Raw genomic sequence first — 24,539 nt, 5'->3', positions numbered from 1 at the left:
GATTTCCCGTGAGACGACGAAGGCTGGCCGAGGCCGTAGACGCCTACGCGCTGTCGGGAGTTGAGGGCATCCGCAAGCCCGCCGTCCCTGTTCGAGATCGCGGCAAGCGCTGCGGCATGACCCTCGCCAGGGGGGTTGGGCAATCGGTAACAACCTCACCGCTGACACAGCCGGCGGACGCGCCGCGGGCCTTCGGACTATCTGGATCGACCGGGGCACCTGGCCCGGTGTCGACCACCAGGCCGACCACGTGGTCACGGACGTACTTCAAGCCATTGAGCTCTTGCAGGAGAGGAAGGAGGGCGACGGCTCGCGATGACAGCAGCGGTGACAGCAACGTCGGGCACCAGGGGCGTCCCGCAGCGGCCGTGCACCACCCTCTGACCTCGGTCTCTGGTAGGGGAGCAGGGTGGTTGTTCCGCCTGAAAAGCGGAAGGTCGGCGTTCGACCACGCGCGCGATCACTGCGCTCTTTGGTGAGGCTGAGCCGGGCACTCCGGAACAAACGACGATTACCGTGTGCCGCGGATCAGGTGTCTCAGAATTCTACGCGAGGGCGTTCGTCAAAGTCCCGGTTGAGCAGGCTTCGGACGTCAGCTTCGGGAAGTCCCGAGCGACCGATGAAATCATGGAATGACAGCCCGGTCGTTTCCATGAGTTGCAGCGCGCGTTGCAGGAGGACCGGAGCTTCGGGGTTTCCCAAGTTGCCCGGCTCTACCTTGCGCCACCCTCGCACCGACAAGGCTTTCCACGCCTGCGCGTAGGTATGCTCACTCATAACGCCAAGTGTCTTTGCCCTGACCAGGAGGGCGGCAATCGAGACGTGCCATTTTGCCTTGAGATGGAGGAGCGTAGGCCAGTCGAGTCGAGCGGGTAGCTCCGCTTTGATGTCTTCGGCTGGCATAAGGAACGCGGCAGCAAATTCGTTGGCCTGATTTTCGGTTACTTTGTCACCAACTTGACCAGCGGAGCCGTGCAGGACTAGATGGCCTAGTTCGTGGGCCGCATCGAAGCGTGATCGGTCACGCAAGCCTTTGTCGGCACCGAGTGCAACGACAGGCCTGTCAGGGAAGTCGACACAGAATGCGTCAACTTTCTCAATGCTGACACGGAAACGAACAACGACTATTCCGTTCTTTTCAAGTAGCCTTACCATATTTTCGATCGGGCCATCGGGAACACTCCAGTGGCTGCGCACCTGGGCTGCCGCCTGTTCGATATCAACAGGCTGGAGGGGTTGCCCTTCACTGCTGGCGATGCGCGGCAGGTTGAGGTCGGGCAAGGCGACGAATTTTTCGAGTTCGAGAGCGAGTTCGCGTGCCAGGTGCACGTAGGCCAATGCCTGTTGACGGTCTCGCGGAGAGGTGGACCGAAGGCTTCGAAAGAATCCGTTGACTTGCTCCTGCGCGGGCGGGCGCGCTGGGGCGGCGAAGAAGGACAGCGGTACGCGCAGCGCGACCGAAAGTCGACGCAGGGTGGACGTCGCCGGTCTGGTGTGTCCGTTCTCAAACTGGCTCACCGATGCGGAAGTGACTGAGCCGACTTCCCGGGCCAGTTGCACTTGAGTAAGCCCCCGGAGCTCGCGCGCCATCCGCAGTCGGGTCCGGTCGAACAAGGCCGCGATGTCACCGGGATCCAGTTGCGGGTCGTTCACGTCGCTCGGTCTCCCGTGCCAGTCCATGTCCGCCGGATGAGCGGACGATTTTCGATCTTGATCAGTCCGTTCGCATCTTAGGCATGCCTACGTTACCGACTAGTCAAATTGAATCCGTGTCCGGGGTACATCTGTGCGACCTGTAGCGTCTCGCGGAACCCTGTGTCGTGTACTCTACTGGAGCCAAAGAAGATGATGTTGAAATCTGAGGTGCCTACCGCGCCTGCGGGGAGGAGTAGACGTTGAAGGTTCAGGAGTGCGTGCTGTCGGATGAGGTGATCGTTGCCGACTCTGCAGAGACCAAGTTGTGGGACGCCATCGTGGTGCCGGGCGAGATCAAGGAGCGACTGCGCAACCAGACCTTGTTGTCCCTGATGGTGCGTCCCGAACTGCCGTTCGCGGTGACAGCGCTGCATGGCTTGTGCACGCTCTACGGTCCGCCCGGCACCGGCAAGACGACCCTGGCGCGCGGACTACCCGCGCAGATAGCCGGGTACGTCGCAAGCGGCAAGGTACGGCGGATCGAGATCAGCCCCCACGGACTGATGAGCGCCGAGCACGGACAGTCGCAGCAGCGAGTAAGCGAACTTCTCGGTGACTACGTACCGGGCCTCGCCTCGGACGGCTTGCCGACCGTGGTGATCCTCGATGAGGTCGAGTCGATGGCGGTCGCCAGATCGGCAGCGTCGCTGACCGCTAATCCAGCTGACGTGCACCGCGCCACGGATGCGGTGCTTACCGCGTTGGACCTCAACGCCGCTGAGCACCCGCACCTGTTCTTCGTCGCGACGAGCAACTTCACGTCCGCGCTCGACCATGCGTTCCTCTCCCGCTCCGACGCGGCTATCCTCGTCCCGCTTCCCGAGCCGGCGGCGCTGCGGGAGATCCTGGCCTCCACGCTGCTCACGCTCGCCGACAAGTACCCCGCGTTGCGGGAGTTGGCGCGCTCGGCCGGGATGAACGGCCTCGCCCAGATTGCTCGTGGGCTGGACGGCCGCCGCGCGCGCAAGGCGGTGTTCGAAGCCCTTGCTCAGCGGCTGGACACGGTCTTGGACCCCGGCATGCTCACCGAGCACGACCTCGCCGCGGCCGTCCGCAACGCCGTCGGTGAGGCGACGTACCACCCAGAGGCGGCCCATGCTGCGCACTAGGCAGGTAGCGGCCTCCCCTGTGCGTAGCGCCAGCGCGACCTGGACGGTGATTGCCAAGCTCGTCGCGGACACCGTGGCGCAGTCCTCCGCACTGTTCCGCGGCGAGGCTGAGCAGGCCCTGTCGGCCGCCGAGGCGGTCGGGCGGATGTTGATCGCGGCGGGACATCTGGAGCGGCACCCGATCACCCTGGTGGCTGGCAAGGTGCACTGCGAGATCACGACCGTATCCGGCACGGCGGCGCTGACCTTCGAGGAGAACCTTAACCCTCCCCCCGGCGCGGCGGGGGCGGGGAGCTTCACCATTTACCTGCCTTCCCCGGCGCCACTCGAGGATCAGGTCAAGGCCGCCGCCGGCGGCCACGCCCGCCTGTCCGACGCCGCACCGCCGACGCCGCAAGTAGAGGCAGCCAGCTCCGTTCCTCTGATCGACCACGCGGCGCTGCGACGGGCGGTGACGGAGCGATGACCTCCACGTACACCTACAGCTACACCCGCACCCACACCGCCACCCACCTGACCGACGTCATCCTCGGGACGATGGCCGACGTCCTCTCCGACCTGGGCATCAACATGGAACGGCTGCACCGCGACTGGGTAAAGAACGAGAACGCGATCAAGGCGTGGATCGAGGAGGGCTCGCTTAACACGGTCGTCCTCGAGTGCCATCAACCCTCGGGCACGGTGGCGCCGGTGATCGAGTTCCCGGTGTCCTATATGACTTCCGGCGACGGCAACGCCGAGTTCACCGCCTCGCGCGCCCGCGCCGCCCGGTTCCGCGCCAAGTTCGACCGTGTGCCCGCAGGCACCACCTACCAACTCTTCTGCACCTTCAACGGGCCCCGCACGTCCCAGCCCGGCTGGGGTCCGGGACAGCGGGCCAGCACCGACGGCCTTCGCGGCATCACCTTCGGCACCCTCGGCTCGGCCCCTCATGCCTCAGCGGGCATGCGCTACTTCCACAACTAAGATCACGGGCGGGACAATATGGGATACGTTGACGACGCTTTCGTCAAGCTGAAGCACAACCTGGAGATCACTAAGACCGAACAGGATCTGGCGAAGGCACGCCACGCGGCCATCCGCGACTTCGTCAGGCTGCACTGGGACCTCGCCGACGACTTCCTCACTGGCAGCTACCGGCGCGACACCAAAACGAAGAAGCTCAAGGACATTGACATCTTCGTCGTCCTTAAGGCCGACGGCTCCCAGGCCGGCTACCGCGACCAAGCCCCGATCCAGGTGATCAACGCCCTGGAGACGCTGCTCCGCCAGAAGTGGAGCGCCGCCTCCCGGGACGGCATGGCCGTCGTCATCCCCTATGGCGCCGACGACGAGGTCATGTCGATCGACGTCGTCCCCGCCTTCGACCGCGAGGGCGGCGGCTACTTCATCCCCAATCCCTCGGCGGGCGATTGGATCGCGACCAATCCCAAGCGCCACCACGAGCTCAGCATCGCCAAGAACGACGACTGCGACGGTAAGTACGTGCCCTTCGTCAAGATGGTCAAAGGCATCAACCGCGAACTCGGCGAGCCCGTGTCGCCCTCCTTCCTGCTAGAGGTCATGGCCCAGTCCCTAGTGAAGCCACCGATCGGGCGCTACCAGGATGAGATCGTGCTCTTCCTGGCCACCGCCGCCGAACGCATCGGCGACGAATGGCCGGACCCCGCGGGCCTGGGCGGAGATGTCAACGCGGTTATGAACGCGACCCAAAAACTCGCAGCGGCCAACGCGCTCAACCAGGCTCGCGCCATCGCCGAACGAGCAGTGGACCTGGAGGACGAGGACCAAGAACGCGCCGCCTATGACGAGTGGAATAAGCTGTTCGGAAACCGGATAACCAGGCCTTGAACCTCTCCACCAACCCTGACGGCCCCCGTGGCGTGCCGCCACGGGCGATCCACGAGCGGCAACTCGACGACGACATGCTGCGCTTGCAGCGCGCTGCGTCGGCAAGCCACCAACGCGGCCAACTGCTGGAAGCCATCCGGGTCACCGCGGCGGCCGTCCTCGCGGTGGCCGGTGTCCTAATCACCCTGCTGGGCCACGGCCGGCAAGTGGTGTCCATCATCGGCTTCTTCTGGTTCATCGTCTCCGCGTTCTGGCTCAAGCGCCTGGCCGGGAACACCGCCCGCCAGGGCGCCCTGCTTCAGGAGATGTTCGACATCGCCCTGTTCCACCTGCCGTGGCGCTCCACCGTCGCAGGCGACCCCGTCCCCGAACCCGACGTCTACCGCCTCGCGCGCAAACTTCTGCAAGGAGGCGCGAAGGACAAGCGCATCACCGACGGCTGGTACGACTCCACCGCCGACGTCCACCACCCCTTCGACGTCCTTATCGCCCAGGAACAGAACCTCTCCTGGGACGCCCGCCTCCGCCGCCGATACAGCTACCTCGTCGCCACCGCCGCGGTCCTGTGGATCGCGATCGGCCTGGCCGCCGGCCTCGTGGTCGCAAACGCAACCCTCCCGGACACACTGCTAAGCTTCTTCGTCCCGTCCCTGGCCGCCTACCAGATCGCCATCGAAATCTGGGCAGGCCAACAGCGCGTCGCCGACGAGCGAGAACGACTCATCAAGATCGTCAACACCGAACTGCACAACGGACGCCCCGGCCCCCCTCCCAAAGCCGAGTGGCACCGGCTCCGGGACGTCGCTCGCGACGTACAGGACGGAGTTCTCCGCACACGCCTGGACACCACCCGAGTGCCCGAGTGGTTCTACAAACACTTCCGCGACAACGACGAACGCGACTTCGGCGACACTGCAGAAGGCCATCGCCTTCGGCTTGCCCAGCACGTGCCGCTGCCTCCATAGCAACACTGGGCGGGACACTCCGGTCCCGCCTAGTGGACTGCCTCAACCGGGCGATGACAGCCCTAATCGGCCCAGGGTCAACCCGGTGTCGGGCAGACAGCCCGCACACGCCGTGCTGCGGGAACTGGGCGTGATGCCGGGTGTCCAAGGGCGTGGAATGGACGCCGCCCTCCATGACGCCGTGCTGGCCGCCTAGCAGGACAGATCGACGATCAAATTACTGGCTTCTTCGTCCGTTATCATGTCTTTTCGCCAATTCCACCTTTTCCTTCTACCGCAGTCGCGGGAAGGCGCGATTCAGGGGTACGCACTTCGCGAGTGACGAACTGTGTGACAGAAGGGTGTACACGTCGAAGGCCCAAGATCTTGCTAACGGTTCTGCTAACACGGTCCTTGGATGCTGGTGGACACCAGCAGAAGTCGATCAAGAGGAAACGCGCTCTGAGTAAGGCAAACGAGACGTCGAGAGATGCGGGTAGTCGTTCTCGAGCTGGCTACGGATCAGAAGGTTACGGGTTCGACTCCTGTCGGCCGCGCTCCAGCTCAAAGGCCACTTCCGATCTTCGGAAGTGGCCTTTTTGATGCCTGTACAGCAGCGGAATACAGCAACGCCCTCAGCCGTCAACGTCCAGACTGTGGTTCAGCCGGTCGACCGCATCGGCCCCGACCAGGCAGCCCGCGAGATCGCCGACGCGTTCCACGCCCTCACCGCGCCGTCTCCTCACGCGGCGCGCCCGCTGCCGGAAGACGCTCAAGCACGGCCGGCGGGATGAGGTCCAGCCGCCACCAGGTGCCGCAGTCCCCGCAGGTGGCCCCGCCGGGCAGGTGGCCGACGTAGGGCCAGATCCACGTCCAGCGCACCCGCAGGTGCGCACAGTCGCCGCCCCGCCGGCGACCGGGCTCACTCAACGGCAACGGCCGTCGAGAAGCGTTCCCAGCGGCACGGTCCCGGTAGGCGCTCGGCGCGGTCATGGCCCGCCTGGTGTCGAGGCGGCGGCCGGGAGCACCTGGCCGAACAGTTGGAGGAACTCGGCGACCTTGTCGCGTGCTCGCGCGTAGGCGGCTTCCTCGCTGGCGAACCTCTCGATCTCCTGTGCACCCTTGGGACCGGGCAGCTTGCAGTGCAGCTCGTAAGGCCGGGAGATCACGTCCAAGGTGAAGGCTCGCACCCCGCCGACCATGCCGTGTCTGAATGCGTGCACCTTCTCTGACTTCACCCAGACGATCTCCAGGTCAGTGGCGGCCAGACCCGCTCTCGGCCTTGAGTGCCCGAAGTTCGCGGTAGCGGGTGGCTATCCGCCGTGCCGCCGATTTGGGGGCTTGCGCGGAACACCAGGTGTAGACCCACCGCCCTGTACGCGGATACGCGGCCGGTCCACCAGCGGTAACGCATGCCGGCATGGTCGGTCTCGCACCAGATCACCAAGCCCTCCCACACCGACAGCGCCGCCACACGATCACCCTCGTGCGGGTCCGCGGTGATCCCGAAAGACTCCAACTCCCGGCACAACCGCAGCGCGGTTACGGCGACCGGGAAACGCCGCACCCCGGAGAACCCGCCGATGGCCGTAATCTGTGCGCCCGCCGGCCCAAGAGCGGTCACGGCTTGCGCCCTATCCCGCCGTAGGCCCGTACGCGGTTGTCCTCGAAGAACAGCGGCCCGTCGGGCCGCCACAACGGCAGATAGACCACCCCCGGCGCAACCAGTTGCAAGCCGTCGAAGAACTCGGCGATCTCCACACAGGAACGCAGCACCGCCGGAGCGCTCGCACCGCGGTAGGAATCGGTTGCCCCGCTCAGCTCCCTGTGCCGCTCCGCGTGCGAGATCACCAGGTACGAACCAGGCGCCATCGCCTCGACCAGCGTCGAGACGATCCCATACGGGTCTTCCTTGTCGGCGACGAAATGCAGGATGGCGCACAGCAGGACCGCCACAGGCTCCGAGAAGTCGATCACACCACGGACGTGCGGATCACCCAGGATCTCCCAGGGCCGACGCAGGTCGCCGGCCATCACGTGCGTGTTCGGGTTGTCGGCCAGCAACGCGCGAGCGTGCATCAGCACGATCGGGTCATTGTCGACGTAGACCACCCGCGAACGAGGATCGGTGCGTTGAGCCACCTGGTGAACGTTCTCTCGCGTGGGCAGCCCGGCCCCGATGTCGACGAACTGCCGGATACCGGCCTCACCGGCCAGGAACCGCACCGCACGGCCCAGGAACTCCCGATTGGCCCGAGCCATCAACGGCACATGCGGAGACCGCCGGATCACCTCCTCGGCACGCTCCCGATCAACCGCGAAGTTGTCCTTACTTCCTATTGCTCAACATAGGCTTATGGCACGACAAAGATCGTGGTACCGACCAGCGGAGCACTCCCCGTGTGGGGCGCCAACATCCGGATCAGCGAAGACCCCGAGGTGTTCGACCCCAAGACGGGCGAACTTCGCAGGCTGGAGAGAGTGTGTCCAGTTAACCGTACAGTCCCGACCGACAGATCCCCGGATATCAGCACGGGCAAGGGCAGCGACGGCCGCGTGCTCTGCGGTCTCCACACAACCGATGGCCAGTCCAGCCGCGACAAAGGGCAAGGCCAAGACGAGGACGCTCGCAGTGTCGAAGGCCAAGGCAGCGTAGGCGACACCGAACAGGGCCACGCCTGCGGTCATGACCAGGACAGGGCCACGTTGCCCGAGTAGATCTGCGGTATGTCCAGCGGGTACCGATGCCACGGTGGCGGCGACGTTGTAGGCGACATACAGCCCAAGAGCGATGCTCGTAGCCGCCTGCGTGCCATGTCCTGGAGTGAGAAGTTGAGTGGCCCGCAAAATGAGCAGGGTGGCAGCGACATTGCCCACTTCAAACGCCGTGATGGCACCGAGCAGACGGCCGAGATCCCCCTGGAGCACAGGCCGGATACGCAGTTTGATCGGAACACGTTCCCGCACCGTAGGTCGAGCGGCCTTGCGGATCGCATAAACGATCGCCAACGCCGCGAGAATGCCAGGAACGACAGACACCAAGATCGCCGTCCGCACGCTGAACAGCGCGACCAGACCGAGAGCGAGCAACGGGCCGCCGATCGCCCCAACTTGCCATCTATCTGGCGAGCAAGGACGGCTATGAGGACCAGGTCTGGTTCACCGGCAGCCCGCAAGAGGCCCTCGCCCTGGTCCGCAATCTCTACGTGACGAACGGCCCCCCGGTTTCCCGGCGGGCCGTCCTTCGCTGTCCGAATCCTACGACTGGGACTCCTCGATCTCCACGTCCGAGGCCCCGCCCTCCAGCAGAGCCCGCCTGACGCGCCTCAGGTCCTCGCGCGCTGCCTGATCGTCCGGGTCGTCGCCCGTGTCGCAGTACAGCTCCCAGGCCGAGGCGATCCCACCGTCCGGGCTCTCCTCCACGTCCTGCGCCTCGTCGGGGATGACGACCTCGATCTCCCAGCGCTCATTGCTGAGAAACTGGGGCGTCGAGTTGAAGATGCCCAACGCGTCGGCGGTGCGCTGCGCGACGGCGTCTCCGCTCATCCGCCCCACCACTCTCACAGTGAAATGCACGACCGCCTCACTCCTGGTCCGCCGAACCTGACGGCCTCATTGTCGCTCTACGTGACCAACTCCATCGCCCGTTCGAAGCCGTACGCCCGACCGTAAGCGCTGGCCGGAACCAGGTCAGCCAACAGGGCGTTGCGAGCCGGAACACGCAGGCCACGGGCAAACCACGCTGCGGACCGCAGAGCCCCCGCCTGCCAGACGTTGGTCACAACCCCCGGCAGGGACGACAGGACAGCAGTTGTGGTGTACCCCCCCACCGCCACCGTCCGGCGTCGCCGAGGATCATCGGCAAGCGCGCCACCTGCCAGGCGGCCGACTCCAGCAAGACCATCAGCGATGCCCTCTATCAGACCAAGCGCGGCGGCCGGTGCTCCCAGAGCCGAGGTGAGCAGACTGGGCAACAAGGCCGTTGGCACCTCGTGGCCGACATCAGCAAGGAAGCTCGCCGATCCGATCCCGGCAACTCCCGGCCGCATCCATCGTTGATCTTCGCTGCTGGACTCACTTGCGGAAAGTTCCGACACGGGCGCAATTGTGCCCTTGGTCTTGCCCCGGTTTGGTGAACACCTGATCTCTGAGGAACCCTGGTTCCCGGAAGAAGGAGTCCACTGTGCCGAACAACTATCCGCCGGAGTTTCGCCGGCAGATGGTGGAGCTGGTGCGCGCGGGACGATCGCCGGAGGAGCTCGCCAAGGAGTTCGAGCCCTCTGCGCAGTCGATTCGTACCTGGGTGCGCCAGGCAGATCTCGATGATGGCCGCCGCCAGGACGGCCTGACCAGCGCCGAGAAGGACGAGCTGGCCAGGCTGCGGCGGGAGAACAAGATCCTCCGCGAGGAGAAGGAGATCTTGCGCAAGGCCGCGGCTTTCTTCGCGCGGGAGACGGATCTGCCGAGATGAGGTTCCGGCTGATCCATGCGGAGAAGGGCCACCACGATGTCTCCCTGCTGGCCCGGGTGCTGGGTGTGTCGCGCCAGGGCTACTACGCGTGGGCCAAGCGTCTGCAGCGCGGTCCGTCGGCTCGTGCCCGTCGTGATGCGAAGCTGGCCGAAAAGATCCGTGCGCACCACACGGCGTCCGATGGGATCTACGGCGCGCCGCGCATCCATGCCGACCTGCGCGAGATCGACGGCATCCACATCGGCCGCAAGCGGGTGGCCCGGCTCATGCGCACGGCCGGGCTGACCGGTGTGACCCGCCGCAAGGGCTGCCGGACGACGATCCCCAGCAGGCAGGCCGCCGCGGCCGACCTGGTCAGGCGGAAGTTCACCACCGATCAGCCGAACCGCGTCTGGACCGCGGACATAACCTACGTGCCGACCTGGCAGGGCTTCCTCTACCTCGCGGTGGTCCTGGACGTCTTCTCACGCCGGATCGTCGGGTGGGCGATGGCCGACCACATGCGCACCGAGTTGGTGACCGACGCGCTGGCGATGGCGATCCACCAGCGCCGCCCCGACCCCGGAGTGATCCATCACAGCGACAAGGGCAGCCAGGGCGGACTCAACCGGTCGTCGCAACACATGAAGAGCGGAGTGTGTTGTGGCGGACAGAAGGTTGCGGGCTGGTCGTGCGCCGATGCGGTCTCCCGGACGGCCTCCGGCCAACCGGCGAGAAGAGCAGCAGCGTTTCTGGCGGAGGATCGCTGAAGGGCTGTCCAGCGAGGACGCCGCGCTCGCGTGCGGCGTGTCGGCACCGCTGGGGTCCCGGTGGTTCCGTCAGGGTGGCGGGATGCCGCCGATCAGCCTCGCCCCGCCGTCGGGGCGGTATCTGTCGTTCGCCGAGCGTGAGGAGATCGCGTTGCTGCGCGCCCAAGGGTGCGGGGTGCGAGACATCGCCCGTAAGGTGGTCCGGTCCCCGTCCACGATCTCACGTGAGTTGCGGCGTAACGCCGCCACCCGCGGTGGCCGCCTGGACTACTGGGCCTCGACCGCGCAGTGGCATGCCGACCGGCGCGCCCGGCGCCCCAAGGTCGCCAAACTCGCCGCGAACGACCGGCTGCGCAACTACGTTCAAGACAGGCTCGCCGGCACGGTCACCGCAGCTTGCGGGACGCCCGTTCCCGGCCCGCAGGTGCGCTGGATCGGACGGCGTCACGGGCGCCGCCAGGACCGGCGCTGGGCGACCTGCTGGAGCCCAGAGCAGATCGCGGGCAGGCTTGGAGTGGACTTCCCCGAGGACGAGACGATGCGGATCTCACATGAGGCGATCTACCAGGCCCTGTATATCCAGGGCCGCGGGGCGTTGCGCCGCGAATTGACCGCGTGCCTGCGCACCGGACGTGCGATGCGCGTCCCCCGTGCCCGAGCCCGCCAGCGCGGCAGGAAATTCGTCACCGAAGAGGTGATGATCAGCCGGCGGCCCGCCGAGGCCGAGGACCGCGCCGTGCCGGGGCACTGGGAGGGGGACCTCATCCTCGGCGTGAACAGCTCCGCGATCGGCACCCTGGTCGAGCGCACCACCAGGTTCACCATGCTGCTGCACCTACCGCCCATGGACGGACACGGCGGCCCCCGCACCAAGAACGGCCCGGCTCTGGCCGGGCACGGCGCCCAAGCCGTCCGCGATGCCATCGCCGTCACGATCACGACGCTGCCCCACCAGCTCCGCAAGTCACTGACCTGGGACCAAGGGGCGGAGATGGCCCAACACGCCCAACTGCGCATCGACACAGGCCTGGCGATCTACTTCGCCGACCCGCACAGCCCCTGGCAGCGCGGCACCAACGAGAACACCAACGGCCTGCTCCGCCAGTACTTCCCCAAAGGCACCGACCTCACCCGGCACGCTCCAAGCGACCTGGACGCCATCGCCGCAACCCTCAACACCCGACCTCGCAAGACCCTCGGCTGGAGAACCCCAACCGAAGCCCTCAACGATCACCTACTATCGCTCCAACAAGGCAGTGTTGCGACGACCCCTTGAACCCAAGCAGTACACCTCGATCGCCTTCGGTCAGCGATGCCGGCAGGCCGGCATCCGCCCATCGACGGGCAGGACCGGGACGTGCTTCGACAACGCGATCACCGAGAGCTTCTTCGCCTCCATGGAATGCGAGCTGATCGATCGGCGAACGTTCCGGACCAGGTCAGAGGCTGAACGAGCAGTGTTCGCCTATATCGAGGGCTTCTATAACCCCCGCCGCCGTCACTCCGCCAACGGACAGATCAGCCCCGCCCAGTACGAGCGGAGACACGCACTCAAGAACCACCAAGAAGGCGACTATGCTGCCGCGTAGCCGCAAGCCCTGACGTGTCTACCAAACCGGGGTAACTCCACCTGATCGGCATGCCAACCATCCGCCGGCGGGCTCGTCCGAGCTGGTGTAAGAGCCTGCTGACGAAGGGATTTGGTGTTGGGGTTCGAGTCAGGAAAGCACCGGGGCGTGATCAATCATTGGGCTATCGACCTGTGGGGCTTCACCCCTTAACGTCAGCGCGAGCGCGCCGTACGTGAAGACGCTTCCATACTATGATGATCTACTGATGAGGGGAATAATCGCGATATTTGCGGTCTTGCTGCTGACGGGGTGTTCGACGGAGGAGCCGAAGGAGTGGCTGCTCAAGGATCCGAGCCGCTGGCCACTGGCGGCGTTGCCGGATTCGGCATCCAGGTCGGGGGTGCCGAACGGGGCGGACAAGGTGCTGGCGCGGATCCAGGTCGCGAAGTACGACATGGTCCCCTGGATCCACAGCAAGGGTGTGTGTGGGCTCGCCGACCAGGGGTCCTCCAGCGGCACCTTCAACATGAGCGTAGACCTGACGAAGTCCGAGGGGAACATCACCACTGCAGAGGAGGGTTTCGCGGGGCCCACGGAACCCATGACCGGAGTCAACTCGGAGAGCACGGTGACGCTGTGGTGCACGCCCACCCGGATGTTCGTCACCGTCGAGGCCAAGGACCTGGGAAAGGCGCGGGTTTACGGGAACGCGGCGGCTAAGAAGACCAAGGGGAAGTTGACGGTCGTGGTAGGCACGCCGGAGGCGGTCAAGCAGGCACTCCCCGACGCGACCATGATCGGTCGCTAGCCCCGTTTCCGCATGTGAAAGCCGTGCACTTAAGCTTTTGTTAGCAGGGTCTAAGACCCTCGTTGAATTGGACTTCCCTCCTCGGTAGTCCGAACCGCGGCTGCGTCGATGGTCCGGCAGCCGATCTGCTGTACAGCAGTCCGTACAGCAACACTGCCTTACGCGATCACACGGCATCACACCGCATCCACTGTCTGAGCAGCGCGGGATGCCATCGACGAGGCATCTGCCTTTCCCTACGGATCAGAAGGTTACGGGTTCGACTCCTGTCGGCCGCGCTCACGCTAGAAGGCCCGTCACCAGGGAAAACCTGGGACGGGCCTTTGTGTTTGTCCTGACAATCTCGGGATCTTGCTAACACCTCTGCTAACAGGAGGGTTGGCCCATGCCCCCCGCCCGATCACGCTCCGGGTCTACGCCCACGTGATCCGCGCGGCGGAAGCCTCTGCGGCTGACGTCTTCGCCCAGGCGGTCGGCGAGTAGCGTATCCGCGTGACCGAGGCGAGCGGTGACCACGTGAACGGGGACGCCGGCAAGGAGCAGGGTCGTGGCGTGGATGTGCCGGAGATCGTGAAGCCTCGCATGCGGTAGAGGCTGCTTTGGCTGCGTGCCTTGTGACGGGACGTCAGCCGGCGGATCTGCCAGCCGGTGGCCCGGCATCCCAGGGTGAAGGTGGTATGCCGGGACGGGTCGGCCGCTTTTGCCGAAGTCATCCGGCAGGGAGCCTCGCGGGCGATCGGTGGCATTGACGGCACGATCCCGCCGGGGTGGTGGACAAGACCGTGACCGCGCACAGTCGCCGCTGGGCACATCGGACCGTCCTACCGCACTCCGGTACCCATGAGGCGACGGTCGGCCTGGCTGATCGATGGCCGTTCCTTGCCGCAGAGGGTCATCAGGTTGTTCGACCTCAGGGGCGAGTCACGTGGGATCGGCGACCATTCCCGGTTCGTGGTGCTCGCTGCCGCGGTGGCCCGGTCCTCGGGGCGTGTGGTGTGCGTGGTGTTCACCCAGGCCAGGGAGCGATACGGGTGCTCCTTCGCGCGATCTGGAGGGCGTCCGCCGGGTGAAAACCGGGTGACATTTCGCATGGCTTGCCGGAATGCTGGGGTCGGGCGATGAGTTTTGTCGGTGGTGCCGGTCAGGCTTTGCGTGACGACGAATTCATGTGAGACCCACGGCTGGAACGCCAGCAGTGGCGACGTCATGTCCGACAACTCCGATCGAGGTGCCGTGTCCATCCCACAGCTCGACTCACCCGCCAAGTCCGCGACCGCCGTTTCAGGTCGCACGCCGGCCGTGATCCGGCTGCTGGTGCTCGCCACATTCGTGGTCATCCTCAACGAGACGATCATGATCAACGCGATCCCGCAGTTGATGGGGGCGCTGCACATCACCGAGCAGACTGCGCAGTGGCTCTCGACCGCCTTCATGCTGACCATGGCCGCGGTCATCCCGATCACCGGGTGGTTCTTGCAGCGGGTGTCCACGCGCCACGCGTACGCCACGGCGATGGGTCTGTTCTTGCTCGGCACGACGCTGGCCACCGTCGCGCCGTCGTTCGAGGTGCTGCTGGGCGCCCGAATCATCCAGGCGTCCGGGACGGCTGTGATGATGCCACTGCTGATGACGACGCTGATGCAGGTGGTGCCCGAGAAGGACCGGGGCCGGGTGATGGGCACCGTCAGTCTGGCCATCTCGGTCGCACCCGCGATGGGCCCAGCGATCTCGGGGGTGATCCTTCAGCTCGGGTCCTGGCGCCTGCTCTTCGCCGTGGTGCTCCCCATCGCCGCCGCGATCACTTGGGGCGGCCTGAGGCAGCTCAAGAACATTGGCGAGCCCCAGTTCAGCACCATCGACTGGTTCAGTGTGGCGACTGCCGCGGCCGGCTTCGGCGGCCTGGTCTACGGGCTCAGCCGGCTCGGCAGCGATAACGTCGGCGTTGCCGTCGGGATCGTGGCGGCCGGCCTGGTCGCCATCGCCGTCTTCGTCGTTCGCCAGCTGTCGTTGCAGAAGCGCGGCGTGCCGTTGATGGACCTGCGGACCCTTCGGCACCGCACCTACACGGTCGCGCTGATCCTGATGTCGGTGGCCTTCATGGCGATGCTCGGCTCAATGATCTTGCTGCCGCTGTACCTGCAGAACGTCCGCGGACTCAGCGCCCTGCAGACCGGACTCCTCGTGATGCCGGGCGGCCTCGCGATGGGTCTGCTCGGTCCGACCGTCGGCCGCCTGTTCGACAGGTTCGGCGGCCGGGTTCTGGTCATCCCCGGCGCGATCGGGATCACGCTCGCGCTCGCCGGCTTCACCCAGGTCACGATGACCATGCCGTACTGGCAGCTCCTTGCTCTGCACGCGCTGCTGATGGTAAGTCTGGCCGCGACCTTCACCCCGGTGTTCACCCTTGGGCTTGGAGCGGTTCCCTCGCACCTCTACTCCCACGGCAGCTCGATTCTGAGCACAATCCAGCAGGTCGCCGCGGCCATCGGCACCGCGCTCGTGATCACCGTGATGAGCGCGCGAGCCGATGCCCTGAGATCCCAGGGAGCCACCGAGGTGCTCGCCAACCTCGGCGGCATGCGACTGGCCTTCATCATCGGCGCGGTGCTGTCCGTGGCCGTGGTCGTCACCGCCCTGCTCCTACCGGCCCGGGCGGAGAGCACCGGCGAGCATGAGGGACACGGTCTATGAAGTCGGCGTGACGGCGGCGGAGTGGGACGCCGTCCGTAAGCTGAGGGTGTGTCCCCCGCACTGGTCCTGCTCGATGGCGTGCGCTGGCAGGGTGCGCGCGTGGTCGGCGATCGCGCGCAAACCCTGCTGGCCGTACTCGCCATGCACGGGCGTGCAGGGCTCAGTGACGAGCGCCTGGTCGAGGAGTTGTGGCCCGACGAGGCGCCGGCCAACCCGACGAAGGCGCTGCAGGTTGTCGTCTCGCGGACCAGGGCGGCGACCTGCGCCGACGTCGTGGTGCGGCTCCCGCGTGGTTACCGGCTCGGGCTGCCCGCCGGTCAGGTGGACGCGCTGCTGCTCGGCGCGCTGGTGGAGCAGGCACGGGCCGCACTGGGCGAAGACGACATGGAGCTCGCGTGTCGCCGCGCCGAAGAGGCCATGGGTCTCGTGGCCGGCGGCTTGGATGGCGCCACGGGTCCACTCGCTGAGCTGAGGGGCGTCGCCGCAGGGTGGGTGGCCGATGCGCGACGGGTGGCGGCGATCGCGCGGGGCCGGAGCGGCGCTCACGAGAGCGCGCTGCCGCTGCTGGAGGAGGCCGTGGCCGATCGGCCGCACGACGAGGAGCTGCTCGCCTGCCTGCTGCGCAGTGAGGCCGCCGTACGAGGTGCCGCCGCCGCTCTGGAGCGCTACGGGCGGTATCGCGCGGGTCTGGTCGCGCGGCTCGGCACCGAACCAGGGCCTGAGCTTGCCCGCGTGTACGCCGAACTCCTCGTCGCCGATCGGCCGGTGCGTGAGGGCATCCTGTTCGACGGTTCCTCGCTGCTCGGCCGCGACGGCGACATCCGTGCGGTACATGCCCTGTTGCAGACCAACCGGGTGGTCTCCATCATCGGCCCTGGCGGGCTGGGCAAGACGCGGCTGGCTCATGTCGTCGGCAGGAACGCCGCGCAGCCCGTCGCTCATTTCGTCGAGCTCGTCGGCGTCTCCTCGCCGGAGGGCGTGGTGGGCGAGGTGGGTTCGGCGCTCGGGGTTCGGGACTCGGTCAGCGGGCGTCGTGCCCTGACCGCCGAGCAGCGCTCCGACGTTCGCGCCCGGATCGCCCAGCATCTCGACCAGGCTCCGGCGCTGCTGATCCTGGACAACTGCGAGCATGTGATCGAGGCCGTCGCCGATCTGGTGGCGTTCCTGACCGTGACGACCCGCGACCTGCGGGTGCTGATCACCTCGCGCGCCTCCTTGTCGATCCCCGCCGAACGCGTCTACCTGCTCGGCGAGTTGCCCACGGGCGACGCGGTGGAGTTGTTCCGCCAGCGCGCCACGGCCGCCCGCCCGGGTGTGCGGATCGTCGAGGGAGTGGTCGAGCAGGTCGTCGCTCGCCTCGACGGTCTGCCGCTCGCGATCGAGCTGGCCGCGGCCAAGGTGCGGGTGATGTCGGTGGAGGAGATCGCGCGGCGCCTGGCGGACCGGTTCGCCCTGCTGCGCGGCGGGAACCGTACGGCCCCCGACCGGCACCAGACGCTGCTCGCGGTCATCGACTGGTCGTGGAATCTGCTGGACGAGCCAGAACGGCAGGCGTTGCGGTGGTTGTCGCTGTTCGGTGACGGTTTCACGCTGGCCGCGGCCGAGCATGTACTCGGCCCGGACGCCCTGCACGTCGTGGACGTGCTGACCGAGCAGTCGATGGTGAGCGTCCGCGAGACGACGTACGGCCTCCGCTACCGGATGCTGGAGACCGTCAGGGAGTTCGGGCGGATGCGGTTGAAGGAGGCCGGCGAGGAGGCGCCCGCTCGGGCGGCGCAGCGGGCCTGGGCGACGGCGTACGCCCTTGAACACGCCTTCGAGCTGTTCAGCCCGGCGCAGTTCGCGGCGGTCGACGCGTTGCGCGTCGAGGAGAGCAACCTCGCCGATCTGCTCCGGCAGGCTCTCGGCGAGTCCGATCCCGTTACGACGGTCCAGTTGCTGGCCGGCGTCGGCGCGCTGTGGTCGATCCGTGGCGACCACTCCCGGATCCTCGTTCACTGGGGCGCGATCAGCCAGGTGATCACCGGCTGGGCGCCGCCGCCGTACCTCGTCGAGGTGACCAGGGCCGCCATGCTGATCACGCTCACGAACATCGCGATCATCACCGATCGCCGTGTCGATCCGTTGCGCGATCTCCTCCGTACGCTGCCCACCACTGACGCGACGGATCCCCGCGTGGCGGCGATGGCCACGGTACTGCTCGCGGCCGACGGCGCCGAGGTGCGCCACCGGCTGGCGGAGTTGTGCCGGAGCACCGACCGTGACATCGCCTTGGCGGCGACGCAGATGAGCGTCCACGTCTTGGAGAACGCGGGTGACGTGACCGGGGCGATCGAGGCCGCCGAGCGGACCCTGACGATGCTCCGCGAGGACGAGGGACCGTGGCTCGCCTCGATCATGCATGCCGTGCTGGCCAACCTGTTCATTCAGCTCGGTGACCGCCGGCGGGCGGTCGGACACGCGCGGACCGCCATCCCGGTGCTGAGCCGGCTCGGCGCCACCGACGAGGAGACCCAGCTGCGCGCGGTGCTGCTGACCTCCGCGCTCGCCGACGGCGACCTCGACACCGCGGAGGTCGAGCTCGCCGAGATCACCCGGATCAACGACAGCGAGGCAGTGCTCGGCGGGATTGCGATCGTCTCATTGTGCGCGGCCGAGCTCGCACTCGCCCGCGGCGAGACGGCCGCCGCGCTCGCGGAATACCGCCTGGCCGTCCAGCGGGCACGCGATCTGCGCCTGCCCGGGATGCCGCGCACGGAGTTCACGCCGTGGACGATCGTCGCGGTGTCGGTCACTCTGACGGCGTACGCGTACCACGCCCCGCCGGAAGACGTCCGGTACGGCGAGGAGTTGTTCTCCGCCGTCCGGGGCTACGACCTGCTGGGCGTGAAGAACCCCGTCCTCGACTACCCGCTGTGCGGCTCGATGCTCTTCGCGCTCGGCGCCTGGGGGTTGCTGCGGGGAGCCATGGCCCCCGGCGACTCGATCGGGTTGCTGGTGCTGGCCGAGCGGTTCGCGTACAACAGCAGCATGCCCAGCATGACCTTCGAGCGGATCGAACCGTACGCGGAGCGGGCCGCGCCCGGGATGATCGCCGCCGTGCGGGCCGAGTACGGCGATCGACGCGGCTCCGACCTGCTCGACGAGGCGCGGAGTCTCGTCGAGCAGGTTTCCGGCCGTGACGGACGGAGGTCACATGTGCCGTTTGTAGCTGCGTACCGACAGCGGCGCGAAGATCGCGATGACGATCAGGCACGCCAGGAGCGTCCAGGCCACCTCTCCGCTGACGAGGGCGCTGTTGGCGAGGTCGCGGGCGGCCGTGACCAGGTGTGAGACCGGGTTGATCCGTACGAACGCGGCCAGCCAGTCGGGCAGGGTCTCGACGGGGACGAACGCGTTCGACAGGAACGTCAAGGGGAACAAGATCATCATGGAGATGCCCTGCACGGCCTGGGCGCTCCGGGCGATCGTGCCGACCCAGGTGAAGACCCAGGCCAGCGACCAGCCCGTGAAGATCGCCAGCAGGATCGCGGCGAGCACGCCGCCCACTCCGCCGCCCGGGCGGTAGCCCAGCACCAGACCCATGGCGAAGGTCAGAGTGGCCGCGATCGTATAGCGCAGCAGGTCGGCCACCATCGGGCCGGCGAGCGGCGCGATCCGGGCGATCGGCAACGACTTGAACCGATCGAAGACACCCTTCTCCATGTCTTCGCGGAGTTGCGTGCCCGTGGCCATGCACGTCGTCAGCACGGTCTGGGCGAGGATGCCGGGGATCATCAGGGGGAGGTAGCTCTCCACGTCGCCGGCGATGGCGCCGCCGAAGATGAAGGCGAACATCGCGGTGAACAGGATCGGCTGCAGCGCCACGTCGAAGAACTGCTCCGGGTTGCGGCGCATCTTCTTGAGCGCCCGCCACGCCATCATCAGGGTCTGGCCGAGCGTCTCCCCAATGGAGATGCGCCGCCGGGCGGCGGCCACGCGGTCGGCGGCCCGGACCGCCTCGCGGGCGGGTGCGATCATAGTGCTCATCGGTTCTCCCCCATGCCGGTCTTGTCGTCCCCGTCCGTTTCATGGCCGGTGAGGGCGAGGAACACCTCGTCCAGGCTGGGCTTGGCCACGCTCACCGAGGAAATGGACACTCCGGCGGCGCGAAGCGCGATCAGTACGTCCGCGGCCAGGTCGGCCTGGTCGAGGGCGACGTTGAGGCGGCCCTGCTCCGGGCCGAGGATCGGGTCGGAGCCGAGGACGCGCCGCACGACCTCCACGGCGGCGGGCACCGCGCCCGGCTCGGCGAGCAGCAACTGGAGGGCGGAGTTGCCGACCGCGGTCTTCAACTCGTCGGGGGTGCCCTCGGCGACTTTGCGGCCGTGGTCGATAACGGCGACGCGATCGGCGAGCTGGTCGGCCTCGTCCAGATATTGCGTGGTCAGCAGCACCGTGCAGCCATCGGCGACCAGACCGCGGATGGTGTCCCACATCTGGCCGCGCGTGCGCGGATCGAGACCGGTGGTGGGCTCGTCGAGGAAGATCAGCGGTGGCCTGGTGATCAGGCTGGCCGCCAGGTCGAGGCGCCGCCGCATGCCGCCGGAGAACTGCGCGATCGGTTTGCCGGCGGCTTCCTCCAGGCCGAACTGGCTCAGCAGCTCGGTGGCGATGCGCCGGGCGCGCGGCGCGGCGATGCCCTGCAGGCGACTGAAAAGCCAGAGGTTCTCGCGGGCGGTCAGGTTCTCGTCGACCGATGCGTACTGTCCGGTGACGCCGACGAGCTGGCGGATCACGTGCGGGTTGCCGGCCACGTCGACCCCGAAGATCTCGGCACGGCCCGCGTCGATCTTCAACAGGGTGGCCAGCATCCGTAGCGTGGTGGTCTTGCCGGCGCCGTTCGGGCCGAGGACGCCGAAGATCTCACCTGGGCGTACGTCCAGGTCGATCCCGTCGACGGCACGGTGCTCGCCGAACGTCTTCACCAGCCCTTCCGCATGTACGGCCAGATCAGTGCCCGCGGCGGGGGCCGGGCCGCCGCCGGTTCGTCCGAGTTCTGTGATGCTCATGGCCTCACTCTCGGTGGCGCCGGTTTCACGGCACCCTCGACCGGGTTTCACCGGTTGCGGGGACCTCTGCCGGATGCGTTCCTCCGCCAGTCGAGCGAAGTGAGCAAGTCAGTTCACCAGGGGGATCGGGGTATTCGGCGGCGTTGGCGATGGCGTTAAGGGCAACGGCACGGTAGGGGTCCGGTCGGTGATGTGCACGGTACGACCTGGCCGGCGTGCGGCGGAAGGCTCTCGCCGAGAAGTGATCTTAAGCCGATCACAAGGATGACCAGCCAGCGTGGGCGGGGTCGAACGGGTGGGCGCTGCACCTCGGATTGTCGCTCCTGCTCCGCAATCCATGTGAGGTAATCGGCAATGGATCACAGAAGCGAAATAGAAGTACGCTGGCTTGATTGGCGCGATGCCGGCGAAGAGATCCTTGGGGTTCGGAGACGCGTCTTCACCGACGAACTGGGTTGGCGAGAGCACAGAATACACCACGACAGGGATCCGGACGGCCTTCATCTCTGCGCCATATCCGGTGGAAAGATCGTGGCGGTCATCTCCGCGTACGTCTACGAACCGGGAGCCCCCGAACTGGCCGTCATGGAGCTGCCGGATACGGACGGACCCACGGTTGAGATCGGCAAGCGAGTAGGACTTCCGACGCATCGGGGCAGTCTTATCAGCGCAGAGCTCGCGACCTCGATGGTGCGTCAGATCTGCGAGGCGCTGCGGCCGTCCCGTTTCTTTCTCATCGTGCGCGTGAGCGAGCAACCGCATCTTATCGAACGATACGCGAGAAGAAATTTCGTCTACCATACCGAGGTCGGTTCCGGCGACGACGCCGTAGCGGTAATGAAAGTAGAGGGCGAGGAAGCCCTGGAGGAGTTCTACCTCAAGCACCGAGATCTCGCCAGGGACTCCTCCGACGGCAGCCCCGTATTCGTTCCCTCGCTCGCCCGGTTTCTCGTGGAGAACGGGCGTGACGATCTCCTGGCGGTGGAGCGCCTCGCGGTGGAGAACCATTACCTCGAATTACTGGCCATCCAGACGGAGGCGCCTCGTCTGACGGCCCAGGGCCGCTTGATACTCGCCGAGCAGCGTCCCCGCCTGGCCTCGACACCGTTCCCGCCCGCGCCCGCGTCGCTGCTGGACATCGGGACCGGCCCCGGGGAGTATCTGGCGGCGATCGCGAAAGAGGAGCCACTGGCCGGGTACCGCGTGCAGGGTGTCGAACCCGCTCCTCAGCTGCTCGTCAGAGCCCGTTCGAACTTCCCGGAATACGATTTCCGGCAGGGTACCGCTTACACCACAGGTGAGCCTGATTCGTCACACGACGTGGTCACGGCACACTTCCTGTTCGTGCATCTTCGCAGTCTGGATCTCGCCCTCCTCGAAATGCGCCGGATCTTGCGGCGCGGTGGGCTTCTGTACGTGGTCGATGTCAACGACGCCGGCTTCTCCGCCCCTGAGGTGATTCAGCGCGTGGTCAAGGCATACGATCGCAACTATGTCGGCGATCGCTTGGTCATGAACGACCTGCCGGATCGCGCCGAGGAGTTCGGCTTCCAGCTCGTCCGGCGTTTTGCCACAACGCTCGGAAACACAGGAGACGCCCAGCCGATCTTCGATCCGGACAGGATCCGCCTCGGACACGCAGACGCTTGGAACCTATTGTCCTTCGTACGCTCACAGAGCGGCATCGAACAATCGTTCAAGGAAGCGCAGGACCACTACTTCAGCACCGAATGCGAGATCAGCATCCCCCTCGAAACCCAGGTCTACCAGCTCTCCCCTACCCAGAAAGAGGGACCCGGCCGAGGGCGTCGGCCGCCGTGCCGATCAGGGGGAGCCGTCGGCGAGGATCTGGGTCAGGGCGTTTGAGGCTTGGCGGATTATGCCGGGGTTGGTGTCCCAGTAGTACGGCAGGGCCGCCACGGCCTGGCAGAGTGCCCAGCCTCGGCCACGCGACCATGACGCGTAGTCGACCGCGAGTTCGGCTCGGAACCGCTCGCGACTGTCCCCCGTGAAGACGTTCCACGCGGGCTGCAGATCACAGGCGGGATCGCCCACGTTGAGGCCACCGAAGTCGATGACCGCCGACAGGCGGCCGTCCACGACGAGCAGGTTGCCCGGCAGTAGATCGCCGTGCACCCAGACCTCCGGACCGTCCCAGGCCGGGGCGTCCAGGGACTCCTGCCACGAGCGGAGCGCGGCGGCGCCGTCGATGCGGTCGCCGAGTTGTGCGATCGACCAGCGAACATGCTCGTCGTTCTCCGCGAGCGGTGCGCCACGAGCGCCACGAGGCCGCGGATGCGCACCAGCCGTGTCGACCTGGCGCAGCGCGGTCACGAACGCGGCCAGATCAACGGCCGCCTGATCCAGATCGTCGATCGTGCCGTTGGCGTTCTTCCCGGGCAGCCACTCGTACACCGACCAGTCGAAGGGATAGCCCTCGGCGGGATGCCCCATCGCCAGTTGCACCGGGAGCGCGAGCGGCAGGTGCGGCGCGAGCTTCGGCAGCCACTCCGCCTCCTTCGCCGCTTGCGCCGTGGCCCATCCGATGCGCGGCAGTCGGGCGGCCAGGTGGTCACCGAGCCGATAGATGTCGTGATCGGTCCCGTACGACTCGACCGGATCGACCGGCAGATCGGCCCACTGCGGGAACTGCCCCGCGAGCAATCGGCGCACCAGCCCGGCATCGGTCTCGATCTCGTCGGCATGCATCTTCGTCGCGCCCATATATCGGAATCCTTGCGAACTCGGGTGACCGCGGCAACCGAGTTTCCGACGTCGGCGGTTCGAGCTCGGTCAGCCTGTGAGCCTGGTGGCGAAGGACTCGATCGTGGCAGCGACCTGGGCGGGTGCGGACGCGTGGGCGGTGTGCCCCTGTCCACGCAGCACCACCCGCTCGGCGCCGGGTAGCACGCGGGCCAGTGCATCGAGGCGTTCGCTCAGGTGAGCGGGGCTTCGATCGCCGCCGAGCAGCAGCACCGGGGTGTCGATCCCGGCGTAGGCGCCGAGGCGGACGCCGAGCCGGTCCAGCGCCTCGTTGTCGTCGATCTGGTGGGGGACGAGCGGGCGCAGCCGCGGGCTGAGGGCGGTGAACACGCCGGCCAGGAAGGCCATCCAGGCCGGCAGTCGCACGGTGTCCCGGATGAAGATGCGCAGTGCCCTGCCGGGGCGGCCGGCCGCGATGGCCCGCCGGGCGCGGATGTTGATCTCGCCGCCGGGGCCGCCGAGCGGGGCGCCGATCACGACGGGTGGCTCGTAGAGGACGGCGCCGGCGAACATTTCGGGCGCGGTGACCAGCGACTCCAGAGCGACGACCGCGCCGGAGGAGTGGCCGACGAGCAGGATCGGGGTGTCGATCTCCCGCGCGGCGGCGAGCACGTGCTCGACCTCCTGCTGGATCGTCGCGGGGCCGGGCAGGTCCTGCCGGTACTGCCGTCGGTGCAGGCGTACGACGCGGTGACGCGGCGCCAGCAGGGTCGCCACCTTGTCCCAGGAGCGGCCGTCGTCCAGCCCGGGATGGAGAACCAGCACCGCCGGCCCCCGGCCCTCGTCCATGGCTCGGACCTCGGTGCCGTCAGGCGCTGTGGTGATGAGCATGAAAG

General features: G+C 67.0%; 24 protein-coding genes and 2 pseudogenes. 14 read left to right on the top strand and 12 right to left on the bottom strand.

Annotated features, from left to right (window positions below):
- The first annotated feature begins 109 nt into the window (after positions 1 to 109).
- Entirely contained in the window at positions 110 to 319 is a 210-nt protein-coding gene (locus ACOZ38_RS44345) for an HAD hydrolase-like protein (RefSeq protein ID WP_424537205.1), read from the top strand.
- 218 nt (positions 320 to 537) lie between these two features.
- Here the strand turns inward: ACOZ38_RS44345 and ACOZ38_RS44340 are convergent, their stop codons facing one another.
- Positions 538 to 1,653, bottom strand: coding sequence for a helix-turn-helix domain-containing protein (locus ACOZ38_RS44340; RefSeq protein ID WP_424536794.1), 1,116 nt, complete (start codon positions 1,651 to 1,653; stop codon positions 538 to 540).
- Positions 1,654 to 1,895: 242 nt separating this feature from the next.
- On the opposite strand from ACOZ38_RS44340, the gene ACOZ38_RS44335 reads away from it, so the two are divergent.
- From ACOZ38_RS44335 to ACOZ38_RS44315, 5 genes are read left to right on the top strand one after another with little or no spacing between them, the layout of a single operon-like run.
- Positions 1,896 to 2,804, top strand: a complete 909-nt coding sequence (locus ACOZ38_RS44335) for an AAA family ATPase (RefSeq protein ID WP_424536793.1) — start codon at positions 1,896 to 1,898, stop codon at positions 2,802 to 2,804.
- A 19-nt stretch (positions 2,805 to 2,823) separates the two neighbouring features.
- Positions 2,824 to 3,270 (top strand): hypothetical protein, encoded by a 447-nt coding sequence (locus ACOZ38_RS44330; protein ID WP_424536792.1) that lies wholly within the window; start codon positions 2,824 to 2,826, stop codon positions 3,268 to 3,270.
- Positions 3,267 to 3,770: a hypothetical protein gene (locus ACOZ38_RS44325; protein ID WP_424536791.1), complete on the top strand. Its 504-nt coding sequence runs from the start codon at positions 3,267 to 3,269 to the stop codon at positions 3,768 to 3,770. Before ACOZ38_RS44330 ends, ACOZ38_RS44325 begins: the two co-directional genes overlap by 4 nt.
- 18 nt (positions 3,771 to 3,788) lie before the next feature.
- Positions 3,789 to 4,655 carry a CBASS oligonucleotide cyclase gene (locus ACOZ38_RS44320; protein WP_424536790.1) on the top strand — a complete coding sequence of 289 codons (867 nt, stop codon included), beginning with the start codon at positions 3,789 to 3,791 and terminating at the stop codon, positions 4,653 to 4,655.
- Positions 4,652 to 5,620 (top strand): S-4TM family putative pore-forming effector, encoded by a 969-nt coding sequence (locus tag ACOZ38_RS44315; protein ID WP_424536789.1) that lies wholly within the window; start codon positions 4,652 to 4,654, stop codon positions 5,618 to 5,620. Before ACOZ38_RS44320 ends, ACOZ38_RS44315 begins: the two co-directional genes overlap by 4 nt.
- A 705-nt stretch (positions 5,621 to 6,325) precedes the next feature.
- Here the strand turns inward: ACOZ38_RS44315 and ACOZ38_RS44310 are convergent.
- The 6 genes and pseudogenes from ACOZ38_RS44310 to ACOZ38_RS44285 all read right to left on the bottom strand — a co-directional run bounded on the left by ACOZ38_RS44310 (position 6,326) and on the right by ACOZ38_RS44285 (position 9,648).
- Complete coding sequence (locus ACOZ38_RS44310; RefSeq protein WP_424536788.1) at positions 6,326 to 6,529, bottom strand: hypothetical protein; 204 nt, start codon at positions 6,527 to 6,529, stop codon at positions 6,326 to 6,328.
- A 59-nt stretch (positions 6,530 to 6,588) separates the two neighbouring features.
- Positions 6,589 to 6,822, bottom strand: coding sequence for a hypothetical protein (locus ACOZ38_RS44305; protein ID WP_424536787.1), 234 nt, complete (start codon positions 6,820 to 6,822; stop codon positions 6,589 to 6,591).
- Between the two features lie 397 nt (positions 6,823 to 7,219).
- Entirely contained in the window at positions 7,220 to 7,939 is a 720-nt protein-coding gene (locus ACOZ38_RS44300) for an SAM-dependent methyltransferase (protein ID WP_424537204.1), read from the bottom strand.
- A gap of 3 nt (positions 7,940 to 7,942) precedes the next feature.
- Positions 7,943 to 8,704 (bottom strand): annotated as a pseudogene (locus ACOZ38_RS44295) (MFS transporter); the annotation flags it as partial.
- Between the two features lie 153 nt (positions 8,705 to 8,857).
- Positions 8,858 to 9,145, bottom strand: a complete 288-nt coding sequence (locus ACOZ38_RS44290) for a hypothetical protein (protein WP_424536786.1) — start codon at positions 9,143 to 9,145, stop codon at positions 8,858 to 8,860.
- Between the two features lie 77 nt (positions 9,146 to 9,222).
- A complete protein-coding gene (locus ACOZ38_RS44285; RefSeq protein ID WP_424537203.1) occupies positions 9,223 to 9,648 on the bottom strand; it encodes an MFS transporter in 426 nt (141 codons plus the stop codon).
- A 134-nt stretch (positions 9,649 to 9,782) separates the two neighbouring features.
- Between ACOZ38_RS44285 and ACOZ38_RS44280 the strand changes: the two genes are divergently transcribed.
- The 5 genes from ACOZ38_RS44280 to ACOZ38_RS44260 all read left to right on the top strand — a co-directional run bounded on the left by ACOZ38_RS44280 (position 9,783) and on the right by ACOZ38_RS44260 (position 13,198).
- Positions 9,783 to 10,070, top strand: coding sequence for a transposase (locus ACOZ38_RS44280; protein WP_424536785.1), 288 nt, complete (start codon positions 9,783 to 9,785; stop codon positions 10,068 to 10,070).
- Positions 10,067 to 10,819 carry an IS3 family transposase gene (locus tag ACOZ38_RS44275; RefSeq protein WP_424536784.1) on the top strand — a complete coding sequence of 251 codons (753 nt, stop codon included), beginning with the start codon at positions 10,067 to 10,069 and terminating at the stop codon, positions 10,817 to 10,819. The genes ACOZ38_RS44280 and ACOZ38_RS44275 overlap by 4 nt, the downstream gene beginning before the upstream one ends.
- The gene (locus ACOZ38_RS44270; RefSeq protein ID WP_424536783.1) at positions 10,749 to 12,095 is read left to right on the top strand and encodes an IS30 family transposase; all 1,347 of its coding nucleotides are present in this window, start codon (positions 10,749 to 10,751) and stop codon (positions 12,093 to 12,095) included. Before ACOZ38_RS44275 ends, ACOZ38_RS44270 begins: the two co-directional genes overlap by 71 nt.
- Positions 12,079 to 12,408, top strand: a complete 330-nt coding sequence (locus ACOZ38_RS44265; RefSeq protein ID WP_424536782.1) for an IS3 family transposase — start codon at positions 12,079 to 12,081, stop codon at positions 12,406 to 12,408. The genes ACOZ38_RS44270 and ACOZ38_RS44265 overlap by 17 nt, the downstream gene beginning before the upstream one ends.
- 214 nt (positions 12,409 to 12,622) lie before the next feature.
- Positions 12,623 to 13,198: a hypothetical protein gene (locus ACOZ38_RS44260; protein WP_424536667.1), complete on the top strand. Its 576-nt coding sequence runs from the start codon at positions 12,623 to 12,625 to the stop codon at positions 13,196 to 13,198.
- Positions 13,199 to 14,019: 821 nt separating this feature from the next.
- Here the strand turns inward: ACOZ38_RS44260 and ACOZ38_RS44255 are convergent.
- Positions 14,020 to 14,406 (bottom strand): hypothetical protein, encoded by a 387-nt coding sequence (locus ACOZ38_RS44255; RefSeq protein WP_424536781.1) that lies wholly within the window; start codon positions 14,404 to 14,406, stop codon positions 14,020 to 14,022.
- 25 nt (positions 14,407 to 14,431) lie between these two features.
- Here ACOZ38_RS44255 and ACOZ38_RS44250 point away from each other — a divergent pair, with 25 nt between their 5' ends.
- Positions 14,432 to 15,889 carry an MDR family MFS transporter gene (locus tag ACOZ38_RS44250; RefSeq protein ID WP_424536780.1) on the top strand — a complete coding sequence of 486 codons (1,458 nt, stop codon included), beginning with the start codon at positions 14,432 to 14,434 and terminating at the stop codon, positions 15,887 to 15,889.
- 141 nt (positions 15,890 to 16,030) lie between these two features.
- Positions 16,031 to 17,401 (top strand): annotated as a pseudogene (locus ACOZ38_RS44245) (ATP-binding protein); the annotation flags it as partial.
- 1,680 nt (positions 17,402 to 19,081) lie between these two features.
- On the opposite strand, the gene ACOZ38_RS44240 reads toward ACOZ38_RS44245, so the two are convergent.
- Both ACOZ38_RS44240 and ACOZ38_RS44235 read right to left on the bottom strand, forming a co-directional pair.
- Positions 19,082 to 19,918 (bottom strand): ABC transporter permease, encoded by an 837-nt coding sequence (locus ACOZ38_RS44240; RefSeq protein ID WP_424536779.1) that lies wholly within the window; start codon positions 19,916 to 19,918, stop codon positions 19,082 to 19,084.
- Positions 19,915 to 20,940, bottom strand: a complete 1,026-nt coding sequence (locus tag ACOZ38_RS44235) for an ATP-binding cassette domain-containing protein (protein WP_424536778.1) — start codon at positions 20,938 to 20,940, stop codon at positions 19,915 to 19,917. The genes ACOZ38_RS44240 and ACOZ38_RS44235 overlap by 4 nt, the downstream gene beginning before the upstream one ends.
- A 354-nt stretch (positions 20,941 to 21,294) precedes the next feature.
- Here ACOZ38_RS44235 and ACOZ38_RS44230 point away from each other — a divergent pair, with 354 nt between their 5' ends.
- Positions 21,295 to 22,806 (top strand): methyltransferase domain-containing protein, encoded by a 1,512-nt coding sequence (locus tag ACOZ38_RS44230; RefSeq protein WP_424536777.1) that lies wholly within the window; start codon positions 21,295 to 21,297, stop codon positions 22,804 to 22,806.
- Here the strand turns inward: ACOZ38_RS44230 and ACOZ38_RS44225 are convergent.
- Complete coding sequence (locus ACOZ38_RS44225) at positions 22,765 to 23,664, bottom strand: aminoglycoside phosphotransferase family protein (protein WP_424536776.1); 900 nt, start codon at positions 23,662 to 23,664, stop codon at positions 22,765 to 22,767. The genes ACOZ38_RS44230 and ACOZ38_RS44225 overlap by 42 nt on opposite strands.
- A gap of 69 nt (positions 23,665 to 23,733) precedes the next feature.
- On the bottom strand, positions 23,734 to 24,534 hold the full coding sequence (locus ACOZ38_RS44220; RefSeq protein ID WP_424536775.1) for an alpha/beta fold hydrolase: 801 nt from the start codon (positions 24,532 to 24,534) through the stop codon (positions 23,734 to 23,736).
- Positions 24,535 to 24,539 lie beyond the last annotated feature (5 nt).

Origin of the sequence: Sphaerisporangium viridialbum, assembly GCF_049674955.1 — a bacterium.
GTDB classification, from domain to species: Bacteria; Actinomycetota; Actinomycetes; order Streptosporangiales; family Streptosporangiaceae; genus Sphaerisporangium; species Sphaerisporangium viridialbum.
This window is presented reverse-complemented; position numbering and strand designations above follow the sequence as displayed.

Bases quoted from the DNA above. Each gene is read 5' to 3' on its own strand.
- ACOZ38_RS44325 (WP_424536791.1), top strand. From the start codon at position 3,267: ATGACCTCCACGTACACCTACAGCTACACCCGCACCCACACCGCCACC.
- ACOZ38_RS44320 (WP_424536790.1), top strand. From the start codon at position 3,789: ATGGGATACGTTGACGACGCTTTCGTCAAGCTGAAGCACAACCTGGAG.
- ACOZ38_RS44290 (WP_424536786.1), bottom strand. From the start codon at position 9,145: ATGAGCGGAGACGCCGTCGCGCAGCGCACCGCCGACGCGTTGGGCATC.
- ACOZ38_RS44285 (WP_424537203.1), bottom strand. From the start codon at position 9,648: ATGCGGCCGGGAGTTGCCGGGATCGGATCGGCGAGCTTCCTTGCTGAT.
- ACOZ38_RS44275 (WP_424536784.1), top strand. From the start codon at position 10,067: ATGAGGTTCCGGCTGATCCATGCGGAGAAGGGCCACCACGATGTCTCC.
- ACOZ38_RS44270 (WP_424536783.1), top strand. From the start codon at position 10,749: ATGCGGTCTCCCGGACGGCCTCCGGCCAACCGGCGAGAAGAGCAGCAG.
- ACOZ38_RS44255 (WP_424536781.1), bottom strand. From the start codon at position 14,406: ATGACGTCGCCACTGCTGGCGTTCCAGCCGTGGGTCTCACATGAATTC.
- ACOZ38_RS44240 (WP_424536779.1), bottom strand. From the start codon at position 19,918: ATGAGCACTATGATCGCACCCGCCCGCGAGGCGGTCCGGGCCGCCGAC.
- ACOZ38_RS44235 (WP_424536778.1), bottom strand. From the start codon at position 20,940: ATGAGCATCACAGAACTCGGACGAACCGGCGGCGGCCCGGCCCCCGCC.
- ACOZ38_RS44230 (WP_424536777.1), top strand. From the start codon at position 21,295: ATGGATCACAGAAGCGAAATAGAAGTACGCTGGCTTGATTGGCGCGAT.
- ACOZ38_RS44225 (WP_424536776.1), bottom strand. From the start codon at position 23,664: ATGGGCGCGACGAAGATGCATGCCGACGAGATCGAGACCGATGCCGGG.
- ACOZ38_RS44220 (WP_424536775.1), bottom strand. From the start codon at position 24,534: ATGCTCATCACCACAGCGCCTGACGGCACCGAGGTCCGAGCCATGGAC.